This window comes from Shimia sp. FJ5 (assembly GCF_032918335.1).
Lineage (GTDB): Bacteria > Pseudomonadota > Alphaproteobacteria > Rhodobacterales > Rhodobacteraceae > Shimia > Shimia aestuarii_A.
Genome location: NZ_JAWJUV010000001.1, coordinates 410,883 through 426,601 on the forward strand (window position 1 = coordinate 410,883; position 15,719 = coordinate 426,601).

General features: G+C 64.4%; 19 protein-coding genes. 15 read left to right on the forward strand and 4 right to left on the reverse strand.

Annotated features, from left to right (window positions below):
• The first annotated feature begins 24 nt into the window (after positions 1 to 24).
• From cobO to modC, 5 genes are read left to right on the forward strand one after another with little or no spacing between them, the layout of a single operon-like run.
• Positions 25 to 651, forward strand: a complete 627-nt coding sequence (gene cobO / locus R1W01_RS02155) for a cob(I)yrinic acid a,c-diamide adenosyltransferase (protein WP_243613261.1) — start codon at positions 25 to 27, stop codon at positions 649 to 651.
• A complete protein-coding gene (locus R1W01_RS02160) occupies positions 651 to 2,102 on the forward strand; it encodes a cobyric acid synthase (protein ID WP_297757504.1) in 1,452 nt (483 codons plus the stop codon). Before cobO ends, R1W01_RS02160 begins: the two co-directional genes overlap by 1 nt.
• A 51-nt stretch (positions 2,103 to 2,153) precedes the next feature.
• Entirely contained in the window at positions 2,154 to 2,903 is a 750-nt protein-coding gene (gene modA / locus R1W01_RS02165; RefSeq protein WP_411028135.1) for a molybdate ABC transporter substrate-binding protein, read from the forward strand.
• Positions 2,900 to 3,598, forward strand: coding sequence for a molybdate ABC transporter permease subunit (modB, locus tag R1W01_RS02170; protein ID WP_297757507.1), 699 nt, complete (start codon positions 2,900 to 2,902; stop codon positions 3,596 to 3,598). The genes modA and modB overlap by 4 nt, the downstream gene beginning before the upstream one ends.
• Positions 3,595 to 4,680 (forward strand): molybdenum ABC transporter ATP-binding protein, encoded by a 1,086-nt coding sequence (gene modC / locus R1W01_RS02175; protein ID WP_297757510.1) that lies wholly within the window; start codon positions 3,595 to 3,597, stop codon positions 4,678 to 4,680. Before modB ends, modC begins: the two co-directional genes overlap by 4 nt.
• Before the next feature lie 104 nt (positions 4,681 to 4,784).
• On the opposite strand, the gene R1W01_RS02180 is transcribed toward modC, so the two are convergent.
• The gene (locus R1W01_RS02180) at positions 4,785 to 5,744 is read right to left on the reverse strand and encodes a GlxA family transcriptional regulator (RefSeq protein WP_297757512.1); all 960 of its coding nucleotides are present in this window, start codon (positions 5,742 to 5,744) and stop codon (positions 4,785 to 4,787) included.
• Between the two features lie 76 nt (positions 5,745 to 5,820).
• Here R1W01_RS02180 and R1W01_RS02185 point away from each other — a divergent pair, with 76 nt between their 5' ends.
• The 3 genes from R1W01_RS02185 (at position 5,821) to R1W01_RS02195 (ending at position 9,136) form a co-directional block, all read left to right on the forward strand.
• Positions 5,821 to 6,735: a 3-keto-5-aminohexanoate cleavage protein gene (locus R1W01_RS02185; RefSeq protein ID WP_243613256.1), complete on the forward strand. Its 915-nt coding sequence runs from the start codon at positions 5,821 to 5,823 to the stop codon at positions 6,733 to 6,735.
• A 170-nt stretch (positions 6,736 to 6,905) separates the two neighbouring features.
• Positions 6,906 to 8,381 carry a carnitine 3-dehydrogenase gene (locus R1W01_RS02190; RefSeq protein WP_297757517.1) on the forward strand — a complete coding sequence of 492 codons (1,476 nt, stop codon included), beginning with the start codon at positions 6,906 to 6,908 and terminating at the stop codon, positions 8,379 to 8,381.
• Positions 8,378 to 9,136, forward strand: coding sequence for an SDR family oxidoreductase (locus tag R1W01_RS02195; protein ID WP_297757519.1), 759 nt, complete (start codon positions 8,378 to 8,380; stop codon positions 9,134 to 9,136). Before R1W01_RS02190 ends, R1W01_RS02195 begins: the two co-directional genes overlap by 4 nt.
• 6 nt (positions 9,137 to 9,142) lie before the next feature.
• On the opposite strand, the gene R1W01_RS02200 is transcribed toward R1W01_RS02195, so the two are convergent.
• Positions 9,143 to 10,003 carry a helix-turn-helix domain-containing protein gene (locus R1W01_RS02200; protein ID WP_243613253.1) on the reverse strand — a complete coding sequence of 287 codons (861 nt, stop codon included), beginning with the start codon at positions 10,001 to 10,003 and terminating at the stop codon, positions 9,143 to 9,145.
• Positions 10,004 to 10,119: 116 nt separating this feature from the next.
• On the opposite strand from R1W01_RS02200, the gene R1W01_RS02205 reads away from it, so the two are divergent.
• From R1W01_RS02205 to R1W01_RS02215, 3 genes are read left to right on the forward strand one after another with little or no spacing between them, the layout of a single operon-like run.
• The gene (locus tag R1W01_RS02205) at positions 10,120 to 10,326 is read left to right on the forward strand and encodes a DUF2061 domain-containing protein (RefSeq protein WP_243613252.1); all 207 of its coding nucleotides are present in this window, start codon (positions 10,120 to 10,122) and stop codon (positions 10,324 to 10,326) included.
• Positions 10,319 to 11,236: a fatty acid desaturase gene (locus tag R1W01_RS02210; protein WP_243613251.1), complete on the forward strand. Its 918-nt coding sequence runs from the start codon at positions 10,319 to 10,321 to the stop codon at positions 11,234 to 11,236. Before R1W01_RS02205 ends, R1W01_RS02210 begins: the two co-directional genes overlap by 8 nt.
• A 19-nt stretch (positions 11,237 to 11,255) precedes the next feature.
• Positions 11,256 to 12,155 (forward strand): DMT family transporter, encoded by a 900-nt coding sequence (locus tag R1W01_RS02215; protein ID WP_297757522.1) that lies wholly within the window; start codon positions 11,256 to 11,258, stop codon positions 12,153 to 12,155.
• Positions 12,156 to 12,220: 65 nt separating this feature from the next.
• On the opposite strand, the gene R1W01_RS02220 is transcribed toward R1W01_RS02215, so the two are convergent.
• On the reverse strand, positions 12,221 to 12,925 hold the full coding sequence (locus R1W01_RS02220; protein WP_243613249.1) for an NUDIX hydrolase: 705 nt from the start codon (positions 12,923 to 12,925) through the stop codon (positions 12,221 to 12,223).
• Positions 12,926 to 12,966: 41 nt separating this feature from the next.
• Positions 12,967 to 13,353, reverse strand: a complete 387-nt coding sequence (locus R1W01_RS02225) for a DUF983 domain-containing protein (RefSeq protein ID WP_243613248.1) — start codon at positions 13,351 to 13,353, stop codon at positions 12,967 to 12,969.
• Between the two features lie 249 nt (positions 13,354 to 13,602).
• On the opposite strand from R1W01_RS02225, the gene R1W01_RS02230 reads away from it, so the two are divergent.
• The 4 genes from R1W01_RS02230 (at position 13,603) to R1W01_RS02245 (ending at position 15,705) form a co-directional block, all read left to right on the forward strand.
• Complete coding sequence (locus R1W01_RS02230) at positions 13,603 to 14,166, forward strand: EF-hand domain-containing protein (RefSeq protein WP_243613247.1); 564 nt, start codon at positions 13,603 to 13,605, stop codon at positions 14,164 to 14,166.
• Positions 14,167 to 14,244: 78 nt separating this feature from the next.
• Positions 14,245 to 14,829 carry an RNA polymerase sigma factor gene (locus R1W01_RS02235; RefSeq protein ID WP_297757829.1) on the forward strand — a complete coding sequence of 195 codons (585 nt, stop codon included), beginning with the start codon at positions 14,245 to 14,247 and terminating at the stop codon, positions 14,827 to 14,829.
• Complete coding sequence (locus tag R1W01_RS02240) at positions 14,822 to 15,199, forward strand: dihydroorotate dehydrogenase (RefSeq protein WP_243613245.1); 378 nt, start codon at positions 14,822 to 14,824, stop codon at positions 15,197 to 15,199. Before R1W01_RS02235 ends, R1W01_RS02240 begins: the two co-directional genes overlap by 8 nt.
• Positions 15,196 to 15,705, forward strand: coding sequence for a periplasmic heavy metal sensor (locus R1W01_RS02245; protein ID WP_243613244.1), 510 nt, complete (start codon positions 15,196 to 15,198; stop codon positions 15,703 to 15,705). Before R1W01_RS02240 ends, R1W01_RS02245 begins: the two co-directional genes overlap by 4 nt.
• The last annotated feature ends 14 nt before the right edge of the window (positions 15,706 to 15,719 follow it).

Here is a 15,719-nt window from a genome sequence, read left to right on the forward strand (position 1 = left end):
ACGAAACAGAAGGACACGCGCGACATGACCGACCAGATCGACGAGGCGGAAAAGAACCGCCTGCACAATGAACGCATGAAGCAGATCAAGGCCCAGAGGGATCGGCTCATGAAGCATAAGACCGGCGAAAAGGGTCTCATCATGGTCCACACCGGCGATGGCAAGGGCAAGTCGAGCTCGGGGTTTGGGATGATCATGCGCTGTATTGCGCACGAGATGCCCTGTGGTGTGGTGCAGTTCATCAAGGGCAACATGCAGGCGGGCGAGCGCGATTTTCTGCGCCAGCGGTTTGCCGACGAGTGCAAATTCATCGTCTCCGGCGAGGGTTTTACCTGGGAGACGCAGGACCGGGCGCGCGATATCGCCATGGCCGAGGCCGGTTGGGAGCAGGCCAAAGAGATGATCCGCGATCCGAACATCCGCTTTGTGCTTCTCGATGAGATCAATATCGCGCTGCGCTATGACTATCTCGATGTGAATGACGTGGTGGATTTCCTCCTCGCGGAAAAGCCGGAGATGACCCATGTCGTTCTTACCGGGCGCAACGCCAAGCCGGAACTCATCGCGGCGGCGGACCTTGTGACGGAAATGAAGGATGTGAAGCATCCGTTCCGTGACGGGATCAAGGCGCAGCTCGGGATCGAATTCTGATGGCGGCGCGGGCGCTGATGATCCAAGGCACCGGCTCGAATGTCGGGAAGTCGATGCTTGTCGCGGGGCTCTGCCGTGCGGCCAAGCGTCGGGGGATCAATGTCGCGCCCTTCAAGCCTCAGAACATGTCGAACAACGCCGCCGTCACGGAAGATGGCGGCGAAATCGGGCGTGCGCAGGCGCTTCAGGCGCTGGCCTGTGGCAAGCCGCTCAGCGTGCATATGAACCCGGTTCTATTGAAGCCCGAGACGGACACCGGCGCGCAGGTCGTGGTGCAGGGACAGCGCCTCGCCACGGCAGAGGCCAAGGACTACGGGCGGCTGCGCGAGACGTTGATCGAGAAGGTCATGGAGAGTTTCGCGCGGCTCAAATCCGAGAACGATCTAGTGCTTGTTGAGGGCGCCGGTAGTCCGGCCGAGATCAACCTGCGGCCGCGCGACATTGCCAATATGGGGTTCGCCTGTCGCGCCGATGTGCCGGTGATCCTTGCGGGCGACATTGATCGCGGCGGCGTCATTGCGCAGATCGTTGGCAGTCAGGCGGTTCTCTCGGACGAGGACAACGCCATGATCGCGGGGTTTCTCGTCAACAAGTTCCGTGGCGATGTGCGGCTTTTCGAGGATGGCTATGCCATGATCGAGGAGGCGACGGGCTGGCGCGGATACGGGATATTGCCTTACTTCCGGGATGCCTGGCGGCTTCCGGCGGAGGATGCGGTTGAGATCGGGGCCGAGAAGCGCGATGCCGGGTTTCATATCGTGTGCCTCGCGCTTTCGCGGATTGCGAATTTCGACGATCTTGACCCGCTCGAGCAGGAAGAGGGCGTGCGCCTGACGATGCTTGGCCCCGGGCGTGCGATTCCGGGCGATGCCGATCTTGTCATCATTCCGGGCACGAAATCGACGCGGGGCGATCTCGAATTCCTGCGGATGCAGGGCTGGGATATTGACCTTCTCGCGCATGTGCGCCGGGGCGGACGCGTGCTCGGGATTTGCGGCGGCTATCAGATGTTGGGGCGCGTGGTGCGTGATCCCGACGGGATCGAAGGGCCAGCAGGCGAGACCGAGGGGCTTGGTCTTCTCGATATCGAGACGGTGATGACGCCCGAGAAGCGGCTATGCGAGACGGGCGCGATCCATGTCGGATCGGGGCAGGCGTTTCGTGGCTATGAGATTCATATTGGCCGAAGCGAAGGGCCGGACCGGGCGCGGCCTTTCGCGCGGATTGATGGCGTGGATGAAGGCGCGGCCAGCCCAGACGGGCGCATCGTCGGCAGCTACCTGCACGGGATGTTTCGCGATGATGATTTCCGCGCGGCATGGCTCCGCGCGCTCGGGGCCGAGGCGAGCGAGGCGCGCTATGGCGCGGTGGTCGAGACGGTGCTTGATGGGCTTGCCGATCATATGGAAGCGCATCTCGATGTGCCGGGGCTCTTGGCCGCAGCGCGATAAGACGCGCAAGTTCATGTTGCGAGCCGCGCGGCGTTGACCGATAGTCGCGCCATGATCAACAGGTTGACCAGGACGTTTTGGGCCGGGGCCCTTGCGGCGCTGATGGCCCTGCCGGGGGCGGCGCGCGCGGGCGAGCTGACGGTGTTTGCCGCGGCGAGCCTCAAGACCGCGCTCGACGAGATCGCGCCGCTTTGGCAGGCCGAAAGCGTCCTGATCTCCTATGGCGGATCGTCGGCGCTTGCGCGCCAGATCCTCGCGGGCGCGCCTGCGGATATTTACATCTCGGCCAATGTGGGTTGGATGGACGCGGTAGAGACGGCGGGGCTGGTGCAACCCGAGACCCGTCGCGCTCTTCTTGGCAATCGGCTCGTCATGGTCGGTGCCGCGCCGGGGCCGGTGGCGCTCGAGGCTGGGGCAATCATGGCACGGCTGAGCGATGGGCCGCTCGCTATGGCGCTCGTTGATGCGGTGCCCGCAGGGATCTACGGAAAACAGGCACTCGGGGCGCTGGACCTCTGGGAGACGGTAGCGGCGGATGTCGCTGAAGCGGCCAATGTGCGCGCGGCACTTGCGCTTGTGGCCCTTGGCGAGGCACCTTTGGGTGTTGTCTATGCGAGTGACGCCGTAGCCGAGCCTCGGGTGCATGTCGTGGCCGAGTTTCCCGAGGGCAGCCATGCGCCGATCACCTATCCCGCGGCGGCGATCAGCGAGGCAGAGGACGCGGGCGCGTTCCTTGCGTTCCTCGCGGGGCCAGAAGCGCGGGCCGTGTTCGAGGCCAACGGTTTCAAGGTGTTGCCATGAGCGGCTGGCTCGGGGCAGAGGGCTGGGCCGCAGTTCAATTGTCGCTCAAGGTTTCGGTCTGGGCGACACTGTTGAGCCTGCCTTTCGGGATCGCCGTGGCGTGGCTCTTGGCGCGCAAGTCTTTTGCGGGCAAGCAGGTGCTCAACGGGATCGTGCATCTGCCGTTGATCCTGCCGCCAGTCGTCACCGGCTATCTCCTGCTGCTGATGCTTGGGCGGCGCGCGCCTGTGGGGGCGTTTCTTGAAGAGACGTTTGGCCTTGTCTTTGCCTTCCGCTGGACCGGGGCCGCGCTGGCGGCGGCGGTGATGGCGTTCCCACTTATGGTGCGGGCGATCCGGCTGGCCTATGAGGCCGTGGACCCCGGCCTTGAAGAGGCGGCCGCGACGCTTGGCGCGCCGCGCTGGCGGGTGTTCCTGACGGTCACCTTGCCGCTCATCCTGCCGGGGGTTCTGACGGGGGCAGTCCTCGCCTTTGCCAAGGCGATGGGCGAATTCGGAGCGACGATCACCTTTGTTTCGGCCATTCCGGGGCGCACACAAACCCTTCCCTCGGCGATCTATGGCGTCTTGCAGGTGCCGGGCGCGGAGGCACAGGCGATGCGACTTGTCATCGTATCAATCGCCGTGGCGATGGGGGCGCTCGTGGTGTCTGAAATCCTCGCGCGCCGGGTCAGCAAGCGGGTGGCAGGACAATGACGGTCGAGGTGTCCCTGCGCCACCGGTTCGAGGGTTTTGCGCTCGACGTGGATTTTACCGCACCGGCCGGTGTCACGGCGCTATTCGGCAAATCCGGGGCAGGCAAGACCTGTGTGGTGCAGGCGGTTGCGGGGCTTCTCCGGCCTGAGGCGGGGCGCATCATGGTTGCGGGGCGGTGTCTGTTTGATAGCGCACAGGGAATCGACCTTCCGGTGCATTGCCGCCGGTTGGGCTATGTCTTTCAGGACGCTCGCCTTTTCCCGCATATGAGCGTCTCGGGCAACCTGCGCTATGCGGCGCGGGTGCGGGGGCGGGCGAGAGACCCGCGCGAAGAGGCGCGGGTGGTGGAGATGCTTGGCCTTGGTGCCCTGCTCGAGCGGCGCCCGGCGGGGCTTTCGGGCGGCGAGCGGCAGCGTGTGGCGATTGGCCGGGCGCTTCTGGCGGCGCCGGATTTGCTACTGCTTGACGAGCCGCTGGCGGCGCTGGACGAGGCGCGCAAGGCGGACATCCTGCCCTATCTCGAACGGCTGCGCGATGATGCGGGCCTGCCGATCCTTTTTGTGAGTCATGCGGTGTCGGAGGTCGCGCGGTTGGCGACGACTGTGGTCGTGTTGCAGGAGGGGCGAGTGATCAAGAGCGGCCCGACGGCAGAAATCTTGTCGGACCCCGAGGCTGCTCCGGCCTTTGGTGTGCGCCATGCAGGGGCCGTCCTTCGCGGTCGGCTCGTGGCGCATCACGAGGACGGGCTTAGCGAATTGCAGACCTGCGGCGGGCGGCTTTTCCTGCCCGGTGTGGGCGGCGCAGTGGGAGATATCCTGCGGGTGCGTATCCGGGCGCAGGATGTGATCCTGTCACGGGCGGCGCCCGAGGGGCTTTCAGCGCTCAACATCCTCAAGGGGCGGATCGCGTCGATCCGGTCGGGCACGGGGCCGGGGGTCATGGTGCGGATTGCCTGTGACGAGGAGCATGTGCTGGCGCGGGTCACGCGGCGCTCGGCAGAGGCGATGGCGCTGGCCGAAGGGGATGAGATACATGCGATCGTGAAATCGGTCTCTGTCGCGCAGGGCGATATCGGCGGCTAGGAGAGGGGGCGCAGCCAAGGCCGCGCGCTGGATATCTCGTCGCCGGCCCTTCGGCCCGTCTCCTCGGGGTGCCTCCGGCGGGGATATTTTCGGCAAGAGGAAGATCAGGGGCGTGTGCGGCGCAGGGCGCGCACGGATTGGCCGTGGGCGTTGCGGAAGGCGCGGGCAAAGCTGGATTGCGAGGCGAACCCCGTGGCGGCGGCAATGGCGCTGACCTGGTCTTCGGTATCGGTTGCGAGGCGGAAGGCTTCGCCGAGGCGCAGTTGCAGGTAGTGATCGCGCGGGCTTTGGTCGAGGGCGCGGCGGAAGCGCATTTCGAGGCTACGGGGGCTGATCCGCAGGCGCGCGGCGACTTCGGAGATGGGCAGCGGGTCTTCGATATGGCGTTCCATCAGGTCGAGGGCGCGGGCGACTTGGCGGTCGCGTCGGGCGCTTTGGCGGGCGGGAGCGGGGCTTTGACGGCCCGCGGGGGCGGGATCGTGCAGCAAAGCTGCGGCGGTGCGGGTTGCCAGCGCCGGGCCGAAGCGTTCGGAGATCAGGGCAAGCATCATGTCGATCCCCGGCACTGCGCCGCCGGATGTGGCGCGCCCGGGCGAGAGGACATAGCGGTCGCGGCGTGTCTCGATCTCGGGGAAGCGGGCGGCGAAAGTGTCGATGTCTTCCCAGTGGATCGTGGCGGCGTGACCGTCGAGAAGCCCGGCCTTGGCCAAGAGCCAGGGGCCGCCATCCAGCGCGGCGAGCGGCGCGCCATTGGCGGCAAAGCGGCGCAGGGAGGCGAGGAGGCGCGGCGGAGATTGGCGGTCGGGATCGAAGCTTGCCACCACGATGAGGAGGTCGGTGCGGTCGAGGTCTGACAGCGGTGGGCCAGAGATGGGTAGGCCGCTTGTGAGCGTGACGGGGGTGCCGAGCGGGGTAAAGAAGCGCCATCGGAACAGGGTACGCCCCGCGCGGCGGTTGGCAGCGCGCAGGGGATCGACGGCGGCGGCGAAGCTCAGCGTGTTGCTCTCGTCGAGGACGAGCACAGCGACATCGAGGGGCAGGCGTGGATTTGATTCGGATTTCATCAAATATCATTCGTATTGGGGAAAATATCGACGCGCAAGGCGGGGGAGGATCGGGAAAAGAAGAAGGGGAGATGCTATGCCTTTGGAGATGAATCGTGAGGTGTTTATCACCTGTGCTGTGACCGGGTCGGGGGGGACGCAGGATCGCAGCCCCCATGTTCCGCGCTCGCCTGAAGAAATCGCGAACAGTGCGATCGCGGCGGCGAAGGCGGGGGCGGCGGTCGTGCATTGCCATGTGCGAGACCCGGAGACGGGCGCGCCGAGCCGTGACCTTGGCCTTTACCGTGAAGTCACGGAGCGCATCCGCGAGAGCGAGACGGATATGGTCCTCAACCTCACCGCGGGGATGGGCGGCGACATTGTTTTTGGCGGAACTGAAAGCCCGCTTCCGCCCGTTGAGGGCACTGACATGGTCGGCGCGGCGGAGCGGGTCGCTCATGTGGCGGACTGCCTGCCGGAGATTTGCACGCTCGATTGCGGGACGATGAATTTCGCAGAGGCCGATTACGTCATGACCAACACGCCGGGCATGTTGCAGGCGATGGGAAAAATGATGACAGATCTAGGGGTTAAGCCCGAGATCGAGGCGTTTGATACCGGCCATCTCTGGTATGCGAAGCAGCTTGTGAAGGATGGCATTCTCGCGCCGGATGCGCTTGTGCAGTTGTGCATGGGGGTGCCGTGGGGCGCGCCGGATGATCTCAATACCTTTATGGCGATGGTCAACAACGTGCCGGATGAATGGACCTTTTCGGCGTTTAGCCTTGGGCGCAACCAGATGGCCTATGTGGCGGCGTCGGTTCTTGCGGGCGGCAACGTGCGGGTGGGGCTTGAGGATAACCTCTGGCTTGAGAAAGGGGTTCTGGCGGAGAACTGGCAGCTTGTGGAACGCGCGCAGAGCATCGTCGAGAACATGGGCGCGCGGGTGATCGGGCCGCAGGAGGTGCGCGAGACGCTTGGGTTAACGAAGCGCGCGCCGGTCGCGAAGTAAGGCGCGGCCCCCGAAAACGGGGGTCGGTATCGCGTCGGTATCACGTCGGTATTGCGTCTGTGCGCGCAAACGGGACGAGGCCTGGCGCGGTATTCAGACATCTTTAGGCTTTGCGCCCAGAGCGCGGTGCAAAGCGTTCATGCAAAGAAGACAACACGGGGAGGCCAGACATGGCACGCAAGGCGGCAATCATCGGCGGGGGCGTCATTGGCGGCGGGTGGGCCGCGCGGTTCCTTCTCAATGGATGGGACGTAAAGGTGTTCGATCCGGACCCGGAGGCAGAACGCAAGATCGGTGAGGTGCTTGCCAATGCGCGTCGGGCGATGCCGGGGCTTTCGGATACGTCGATGCCAGAGGAAGGCGCGCTTAGCTTTCATAGTGATATGGCCGAGGCAGTCGCGGGCGCGGAATGGATTCAGGAGAGCGTGCCGGAGCGGCTCGACCTCAAGCACAAGGTTTATGCGGGGCTTCAGGCGGGTTGTGACGCGGGGGCGATCATCGGCTCGTCCACCAGCGGGTTCAAACCGAGCGAACTACAAGAAGGCGCGGCAAGGCCGGAACAGATCGTCGTCACGCATCCGTTCAACCCGGTCTACCTCATGCCGCTTGTCGAGGTGGTGCCGAGCGCGGCCAATGGGGCGGAGATCGTGGCACGGGCCAAGGAGATCCTCGAAAGCGTGGGGATGTTCCCGCTTCATGTGCGCAAGGAAATCGACGCCCATATTGCGGATCGTTTCCTTGAGGCGGTCTGGCGCGAGGCGCTTTGGCTCGTGAAGGACGGGGTGGCGACGACGGAAGAGATCGACGAGGCCATCCGCATGGGGTTTGGCATTCGTTGGGCGCAGATGGGGCTTTTCGATACCTATCGCGTGGCGGGCGGCGAGGCAGGGATGCGGCATTTCATGGCGCAGTTCGGTCCGGCGCTTGAATGGCCGTGGACCAAGCTCATGGATGTGCCGGAGTTCACCGACGAGTTGGTCGACCTGATCGCGGAACAGTCGGACGCGCAGTCAGGGCATATGACAATCCGCGAGATGGAGCGGATTCGCGACGATAACCTCGTGTCGATGATGCGGGCGCTCAAGGCGCAGGATTGGGCCTCGGGCGCGGTTCTGAACAAGCAGGATCGGCGTCTCTCGGATGCGGCGGGCATGGTGCGGCGCGCGGAGGATATTGCGGATGCCTCCCAGCCCATCGTGACGCAGGCGCGGGCGGTGCCGGTCGATTGGCTCGACTATAACGGGCATATGACCGAGAGCCGCTATCTTCATGCCTTTGCGGATGCGTCGGATCGGCTCATGGAGATCGTGGGTTGCGATCAGGACTATATCGCCTCGGGCGGGTCGTTCTTTACCGCCGAGACCCATATTCGCCATATCGACGAGGCGAAACTTGGCGAGCGGATCGAGGTGCGCACGCGGGTTCTCATGGCGGAGGGCAAGAAGATGCACCTTTGGCATGAGATGTATGCCGGAGAGCGCCTGCTTGCGACGGCGGAGCATATTCTCATCCATGTGAGCCTTGAGACGCGGCGGCCCGCACCGTTCAGCCCGGAGATTGCCGCGAACCTTGCGATGATTGCCGAGGCGCAGGCGGACCTGCCCGCACCGGAGGGCGTCGGGCGTTACGTCGGCGCGCCACGATGAGCGGGGGACGCGTTCTCATCACGGCCGGGGCCTCGGGCATCGGGCGGGCGATGGGCGAGGCGTTCGCGGCGGCGGGCTATGAGGTCTGGATCACGGATGTGGACGAGGGCGCGCTTGCCGAGGTGCCAGACGCGTGGCGCAGGGTCCGGGCGGATGTCAGCGATGAGGACGCGATGCGCGCGGTCTTTGCCGATCTAACGGCGGCGGGCGGTCTTGATGTGCTTTGCGCCAATGCGGGGATTGCGGGGCCGACCGCGCCGGTCGAGGAGGTGCGGCTTGAGGATTGGCGGGCCTGCACGGCGGTCACGCTTGATGGGGTGTTCCTCACGGCGAAACACGCGGTGCCGCTCCTCAAGGCATCACAGGGCGCGATTGTCGTCACCTCATCGACGGCGGGGCAGCATGGATACCCGAACCGCGCGCCCTATGCGGCCTCGAAATGGGCGGTCATTGGCCTTGCCAAGACGCTGGCGATGGAGCTTGGGCCGTTTGGCGTGCGCTGTAACGTGGTCTGTCCCGGCGCGGTCGAGGGGCCGCGCATGGAGGGTGTTTTGGAGCGCGAGGCGGCGGCCAAGGGCATGACGCGGGACGCGGTTTATGCGGGCTATGCCTCGGGCACCTCGCTTGGCCGTTTTGTCGAGGCGCGGGAGGTCGCGGATATGGCGGTGTTCCTTGCCTCAGACGGCGCGCGGGGCGTCTCGGGGCAGGTCGTCGCCGTGGATGGCCACACGGTCAACCCGGACCCGAAGGTCTAGCGCGGATCAGGAGAGTTTGTCGCGCAGCGCCTGCGTGTGCTCGGGGAGTTCGCGGGCCGTCACCGTGCTTTGCCGCACCAGATTGTCGAAATGCGCGGTGAAACTCTCGACGCGTTCCTTGTCGCGGAAGGCGAGGTAGTTGCGTCCGAGGTAAAGCACGGCGAGGAGCGGGCCGAACACCGTCACCGGCGAGGAAAACAGGCGGCGCGCGTCGAAGAGATAGAGACGCAGGCGCGGGTAAAGCTGGGCCGTGAGGGAGGAGAGGTGGTCAAGCTGGCTCTTGCGGAGCGCCTTGGGGAGACCTGCGTAATAGCCTGTGCCTGCGGCAAAGGCGTCGAGCTCGTGTAGCGGCACGGCAATCTCATAATCCGAGGGGCTTGCGCGCATCCAGTTGAGCCGGTCCTGCGAAGCGCCGATGGCCTGTTCCGCCGTGCGCCCGAGGTGGGGCGAGTATTCCCATTCGAGCATGTCGCGTGTCTTGAGCATATCGGGGAGACCGGCGGGGACGTGGCGGATCTTGTAGCCCTCGGCCTCGCGGTGCCAATCGAAGATCTGTTCATCGACGAGGGCGCGGGGGGCCTCGGTCAGGGTCAGGGAGTTGGCGAGGATATCGGCGGCCTGTTCCGGGCGGTCGGTCAGCGACAGGAGCCAATCCGCCGAAACCCCAAGCGCGGCGGCGCATTCCCCCACCACCTGCGCATTGGGCAGGCGCGCGCCCTTGTCCTTTAGAAGCTGCGAAATGGTTGAACGATCCACGCCGATATCGCGGGCAAGGCCGCTCTGCGTCGCGCCACGCTCTTGCATGGCGGCGGCGAGTCGCTGCCGGAACTGGTCGGCGCGGAGGCGTTTGTCGATATAAATACTCATTTGTTGATAAATATCATATTTGCGGAATTTTGTGAATTACATTCCGAATTCCCCACGCACCCCCGGTTCGGTAACGGTTTCGTGACCCAAGACAACAGAACGAAGACGGAGGCGATATGGAGACGCGGCAGCGCTCATTGGTGAAAGCGGTGATCTGGAACCTGATTGGATTGGCCTCGATGACCCTTGTGGGGGTGGTGGCAACAGGTTCGGCAGCGCTTGGCGGGACATTGGCAATCGTGAATACAGCGGTCGGTTTTGCCTGCTACGTCCTTTATGAGCGCGTCTGGGCCGGGATCGGCTGGGGGCGGCGGCATGTCTGATACCCGCGCCCTGCGCCACGCGCGCCCTTTGGTGGAATGGCCGACCGTGGCGATGCTTTTGCTGTGCTATGCACTCTTCGCGCTCGGCACGATTTGGGCGGCGGCGTGGTTCCTGCCGCTTGGCATGGCGATCACGATCCTTGGCATTGCCCTGCAATCCTCGCTCAGCCACGAAGTCCTGCATGGCCATCCGTTCCGCGCCCAATGGCTCAACGATCTGATGGTGTTTCCGGCGCTGGGCCTCTTTGTGCCCTATTACCGGTTCCGTGACACGCATCTTGCGCATCATGACGACACGATCCTGACCGACCCTTATGACGACCCCGAGAGCAACTATCTCGACCCGGACATCTGGGCGAAATTGCCGGGGTGGCACAAGGCGCTTCTGCGGTTCAACAACCTGCTGATCGGACGGCTTCTTATTGGTCCGGCGCTTGGACAGGCGGCGTTCATGGCCGCGGATTGGCGTGCGATCCGGGGCGGGGACAAGGCGGTCCTGCATGCATGGGTTTGGCATGTCCCGGCGCTGGCGCTGGCGCTTTGGTTCGTGCTGGCGGTCTCGGCGATGCCGCTATGGGCCTATGTGATCTCGGCCTATGCGGCCTTCTCGGTCCTTAAGATCCGCACCTTCCTTGAGCATCAGGCGCATGAGCGCGCGCGGGGGCGCACCGTGATCATCGAGGATCACGGGCCGCTGGCGTGGATCTTCCTCTATAATAGCCTGCATGTCGTGCATCACATGCATCCGAAAGTGCCGTGGTATCACCTGCCCAAGCTATTTGAGGCGCATCGCGAACGGTATCTTGCGCGCAACGAGGCCTATTATTTCCGCTCTTACCGCGAGATTTTCGCCAAGTTCTTCCTGCGCGCGAAAGACCCGGTACCGCATCCGCTCTGGCCGAAAGAGTAAGCCTATGCTCTAAGAGCGCATGGATCTCTGGATTGTCATTTCCATCGCCGCCGCATTGTTCCAAACGGTGCGCTTCATGCTGCAGAAGCAGCTCAGCCTCGTGCAGCTCTCGGCGGCGGGGGCGACCTTCGCGCGGTTTGTCTATTCCGCGCCAATCCTGTGCGCTCTGCTGGCCGTTTGGCTTGGGCTGGGGGAGGCGCGTGTCGCGCTCCCGACGGCGGGGTTCTGGGCCTATGGCGCGATTGGTGGCGCGGCGCAGATTACGGCGACGGTCCTGACCGTCCTTCTTTTCAAGCGGCGCAATTTCGCGGTCGGCGTGACCTTTATCAAGGTCGAGGTGGTGATGACGGCGCTTGTTGGCATGGTGGTGCTTGGCGACAAGGTGAGCCTACCGGGGCTTGCGGCGATCCTGATCGGTGTCGCGGGCGTGCTTGTCCTGTCGGGACCACAGGTCGAAGGCAACATCCTTAACCGCCTGATCACGCCCTCGGCAGCGCTTGGTCTTGCGGCGGGGGCGCTTTTCGGGGTCTCTGCGGTGTCCTATCGCGGCGCGAGCCTTCTGGTTGCGGCGGAAGACCCGTTCCTGCGTGCGCTTGTGACCTTGGCGGCGGTGACGACGATGCAGACACTTGCCATGGCGGTCTGGCTCGTCTGGCGCGAGGCGGGCGAGATCGGCCGGGTTTTTGGCGCATGGACGCGGGCAGGGTGGATCGGCCTTACCTCGATGGCGGGGTCTTTCTGCTGGTTCACGGCCTTCACCTTGCAGAATGCGGCCTACGTCAAAGCCGTGGGGCAGGTGGAGCTGATCTTTGCAGTGCTCGGATCGGTGTTGTTCTTCCGCGAGCGCATCACGCGCCGGGAATGGATCGGCATGGCGCTCTTGAGCGCAAGTATTCTTGGGCTTGTGCTTTTGCTTTGAACGCCCGCCATGGTTTCTTTTTGGCGAAAATACCTCGGGGGTTTGGGGGCAGCGCCCCCAACCTCTCAGTCGGCGCGCCAGTCGGGCATCTTGCCCTTCAGCTGCAAGAAAAGGCTTTCTTCGTCACTGTTCTTGAAGAAGGGCACGGTTTGCGGCGGCTCGGTGCTATGGGCGCGGGCTTCGACCTCGGCGAGCACCACCTCGGTGATGAAAGGCAGGTCGAAATCGCGCGCTTTCTGAAGCGGGATCCATTGCAGGTGTGAGAGCTCGTCACAGGCAGAAGAGAAATCATCCGGGTCGCTGGCAAGCTCTTCTGCGTCGAGCAAGAAGAACCGCGCATCGAAGCGGCGCGGACGGCCCGGCGGGGTGATCGCGCGAAAGACGAATTGCAGCCCGTGGGCGGCGGGCAGGTGGCCGGTTGCGGCGAAGGTGGCCCAATCATCGGGGGGCGTGCCGTCCCATGTGCCGGGTTGGCCGAGAATCTGGCCGGTTTCTTCCCAGAGCTCGCGCACGGCGGCAACGGCAAGCGGATGGGCGAGCGCCGGGTCGCTATCCTCGGTCAGGCGTTCGCGGCAAAGCGTCGGCATCGGCGCGGCAAGGGGAATCGTAGCATCGGCGGCATCGACCGCGCCGCCGGGAAAGACGAACTTGTTGGGCATGAAGGCCGCCGAGGCGCCGCGTTGTCCCATGAGGATATGCGGGTCGCTCATGCGGTCGCGCAGCACGATCACCGTGGCTGCGTTGCGGATTGCGGTCTTGTCTATTGTCATGCCTCTCCCCCTCGGTCGGTCCAAAGGGGCCGGTCTTTGGCCTAGCTCTTGTCGAACCCGTGCATGCGCCGCGCCCATTGGAACGCGACCACCACCCCTTTTAGTCTGGGGAGAAGGTAGAGCGAGAGTGCGACGCAGCCAACCGCAAAAATGGTAAACATGATAAGCGGCTCGGGGCGGAACTGAACAAAGACGATATGCAGGAGCGGCGCCATCAGGTGGCCCACGATCAGGATCGTGAGATAGGCCGGGCCGTCATCGGCGCGCTGGGGGGTCAGGTCTTCGCGACAGACAGAGCAGCTTTCGCGGACCTTGAGATAGCCTTTGAGAAGCGGACCGTTGCCGCAGTTGGGGCATTTGCGTTGCCAGCCCTTGTAGAGAGCCGGGCCGAGGGGGCGCTCCGGCTGAGATGCAATCGTGTTCGACATGACGTGTCCTCGCTTGATCCGGAGAAAATGCGCCTCGTGGGCGCGCATTGAAAGGGGGCAAAAGCACCTTGCGTCCCGATGTCGCAAAAGATGTGGCTTAGTGCACCCTTTTTCTGACGGCTGCAAAGCGGGGCGGGGCCAGGGATGAAAAAAAATGCGACGGAAAGGCGGGGGCGGCGCGTTTCATGGTCAGGAAGCAGGACGAAGAGGCCGGTTTCCGGCAGATGTAACACAAGTGGAGATACTCCTATGAAACGTGCAAAGCTTATGAGTGGTGTTCTGGCAGCGGCGCTGATGATGGGCGGGGCTGCAGCCTATGCCGAAGGCAAGATGGGACATGGTATGCATGGCCCGCGTCCGATGATGAATTTCGAAGAAATCGACGCCAATGCCGACGGCAAGATCACCAAGGAAGAGATCGCGGCCATCGGTGCGACACAGTTCGGCAAGGCCGATGCGGATGGCGACGGGTTCCTCAGCCTTGAAGAAATGAACGCCCGCGGCCTCGAGATGGCCAAGGCGCGCATCGAGGCGCGCTCGGCGAAGATGCTCGAGCGGATGGATGCCGACAAGGACGGCAAGCTCTCGATGGACGAGATGCAGGCCATGAAGGACAAAGGACCGCGCGGCAAGATGATGGACCGGATGTTTGATCGGGCCGATGCTGACGATGACGGCGCCATCAGCCAGGACGAGTTCGACGCAGCCCAGGCCCGCATGCAGGAGCGCATGCAGGACGGCAAGGGCGGTCACAAGGGATGGCACAAGAAAGACCGTGGCAATTGCGACGGCAGCGGCAAAGCCAACCAATAAGAAATGGTTTCCGGCGCGGCAGGGGACTGTCGCGCCGGGATTGCCGGGCAGGGGGTTTCAGGCTAGGCCGATGGGATGATGACGATGCCGCTTGATGCAGAGACCGAAGTCGGAGACGACGCGCTATTGGTGCTCTATGCCAATGGCGATGCGCGTGCGGCGCGGCTTCTGACCCTGCGGTTGACGCCGCGGGTCTTTGCGCAGGCGTTCCGGATGCTTGGCGACCGGGCCGAGGCCGAGGACGTGGCACAAGAGGCGTTGATGCGGCTCTGGAAGATCGCGCCGGAGTGGCGGCAGGGCGAGGCGAAGGTCACGACATGGCTATACCGCGTCACGGCCAATCTCTGCACCGACCGGCTACGGAAGCGGCGTTCGGTCGGGATCGACGAAATTCCCGAGCCGGAAGACGATGCGGTCGGGCCGGCAGAGACGTTGCAGGACAAGGCGCGACTCGACGCATTGCAGGCGGCGCTCAACGATTTGCCGGAACGGCAGAGACAGGCCGTGATCCTGCGCCATATCGAGGGGTTGGGAAATCCCGAGATTGCGGAGATCATGGAGATCACCGTCGAGGCGGTGGAAAGCCTCACGGCACGGGGCAAGCGCGCGTTGGCCGCCGGATTGGCGGGACGCAAGGAAGAACTGGGGTATGAACATGGCTGATAAGAGCATGACGGAGCGCGATCTCGACGCCCTGCTTGCGGCGGCGGCGCAAGATACGGCGCAGGCGCCCTCGGCAGATTTCATGGCGCGGGTGCTGGCGGATGCGGAGGCGATGCAGCCGCAACCGGCGGCGATCGTGGCAGAGCCTGCGCCCCGGCGCGGGATGCTGGCGGGGATCGTGGCGGCGCTTGGCGGTTGGCCCTCGATTGGTGGGTTGGCCACGGCGACGGTGGCCGGTCTCTGGATCGGGTTCAGCGCGACACCGACAGTGCTTCCAAATGGGCTTGCCGGATTGGTGAGCGGTGGCAACACGGATTACCTGGCCTATCTCGACACGAGCTATGCCTTTCTCGAGGAGGACGCGCAATGAGCGAGGACAAGACGGCAAATCAAGCCCCCGAGACGGGCGGTGCAAAGCCCCGGATGCGGCGCGGTGTGCGGATCGTGTTGATCCTGTCGCTGGCCTTTAACCTGTTGATCCTTGGCCTTGCGGTTGGGGCGGTGCTTTCGGGCGGACCGAAAGGGCACCGGGACATGCGGATGCCAGCGCATGTGCGCGCGCTTGATCATGCGGATCGCCGGGCCATCGGCCGGGGCATTCGGGCCGCCTATCAGGAGGGACGGTTCGAGCACGGCTCAACCCGTAGCCAATCGCAAGCGCTTGCCGATTTGATCGCGGCGCCCGAGGTTGATCGCGCGGCGCTGGCGGGGCTGCTCAATGCGATGGAAACCGCCAAGCGGACCCGCTACGAGGTGGCGCGGGATGTCTGGCTTGACCGGGTCGAAGGCATGAGTGCGACGGATCGGGCGGCCTATGCCGCGCGGCTGCGCGCGGTGCTGGCCGAGACGCGCAAGGACAAGCCGAAGCGGGATTGAGGATCCCGCAGGAC

Excerpts from the sequence above, each read along its gene's own strand:
- cobO (WP_243613261.1), top strand. The coding sequence starts at position 25 with ATGACCGACCAGATCGACGAGGCGGAAAAGAACCGCCTGCACAATGAA.
- R1W01_RS02160 (WP_297757504.1), top strand. The coding sequence starts at position 651 with ATGGCGGCGCGGGCGCTGATGATCCAAGGCACCGGCTCGAATGTCGGG.
- modA (WP_411028135.1), top strand. The coding sequence starts at position 2,154 with ATGATCAACAGGTTGACCAGGACGTTTTGGGCCGGGGCCCTTGCGGCG.
- modB (WP_297757507.1), top strand. The coding sequence starts at position 2,900 with ATGAGCGGCTGGCTCGGGGCAGAGGGCTGGGCCGCAGTTCAATTGTCG.
- modC (WP_297757510.1), top strand. The coding sequence starts at position 3,595 with ATGACGGTCGAGGTGTCCCTGCGCCACCGGTTCGAGGGTTTTGCGCTC.
- R1W01_RS02180 (WP_297757512.1), bottom strand. The coding sequence starts at position 5,744 with ATGAAATCCGAATCAAATCCACGCCTGCCCCTCGATGTCGCTGTGCTC.
- R1W01_RS02185 (WP_243613256.1), top strand. The coding sequence starts at position 5,821 with ATGCCTTTGGAGATGAATCGTGAGGTGTTTATCACCTGTGCTGTGACC.
- R1W01_RS02190 (WP_297757517.1), top strand. The coding sequence starts at position 6,906 with ATGGCACGCAAGGCGGCAATCATCGGCGGGGGCGTCATTGGCGGCGGG.
- R1W01_RS02195 (WP_297757519.1), top strand. The coding sequence starts at position 8,378 with ATGAGCGGGGGACGCGTTCTCATCACGGCCGGGGCCTCGGGCATCGGG.
- R1W01_RS02200 (WP_243613253.1), bottom strand. The coding sequence starts at position 10,003 with ATGAGTATTTATATCGACAAACGCCTCCGCGCCGACCAGTTCCGGCAG.
- R1W01_RS02205 (WP_243613252.1), top strand. The coding sequence starts at position 10,120 with ATGGAGACGCGGCAGCGCTCATTGGTGAAAGCGGTGATCTGGAACCTG.
- R1W01_RS02210 (WP_243613251.1), top strand. The coding sequence starts at position 10,319 with ATGTCTGATACCCGCGCCCTGCGCCACGCGCGCCCTTTGGTGGAATGG.
- R1W01_RS02215 (WP_297757522.1), top strand. The coding sequence starts at position 11,256 with ATGGATCTCTGGATTGTCATTTCCATCGCCGCCGCATTGTTCCAAACG.
- R1W01_RS02220 (WP_243613249.1), bottom strand. The coding sequence starts at position 12,925 with ATGACAATAGACAAGACCGCAATCCGCAACGCAGCCACGGTGATCGTG.
- R1W01_RS02225 (WP_243613248.1), bottom strand. The coding sequence starts at position 13,353 with ATGTCGAACACGATTGCATCTCAGCCGGAGCGCCCCCTCGGCCCGGCT.
- R1W01_RS02230 (WP_243613247.1), top strand. The coding sequence starts at position 13,603 with ATGAAACGTGCAAAGCTTATGAGTGGTGTTCTGGCAGCGGCGCTGATG.
- R1W01_RS02235 (WP_297757829.1), top strand. The coding sequence starts at position 14,245 with ATGACGATGCCGCTTGATGCAGAGACCGAAGTCGGAGACGACGCGCTA.
- R1W01_RS02240 (WP_243613245.1), top strand. The coding sequence starts at position 14,822 with ATGGCTGATAAGAGCATGACGGAGCGCGATCTCGACGCCCTGCTTGCG.
- R1W01_RS02245 (WP_243613244.1), top strand. The coding sequence starts at position 15,196 with ATGAGCGAGGACAAGACGGCAAATCAAGCCCCCGAGACGGGCGGTGCA.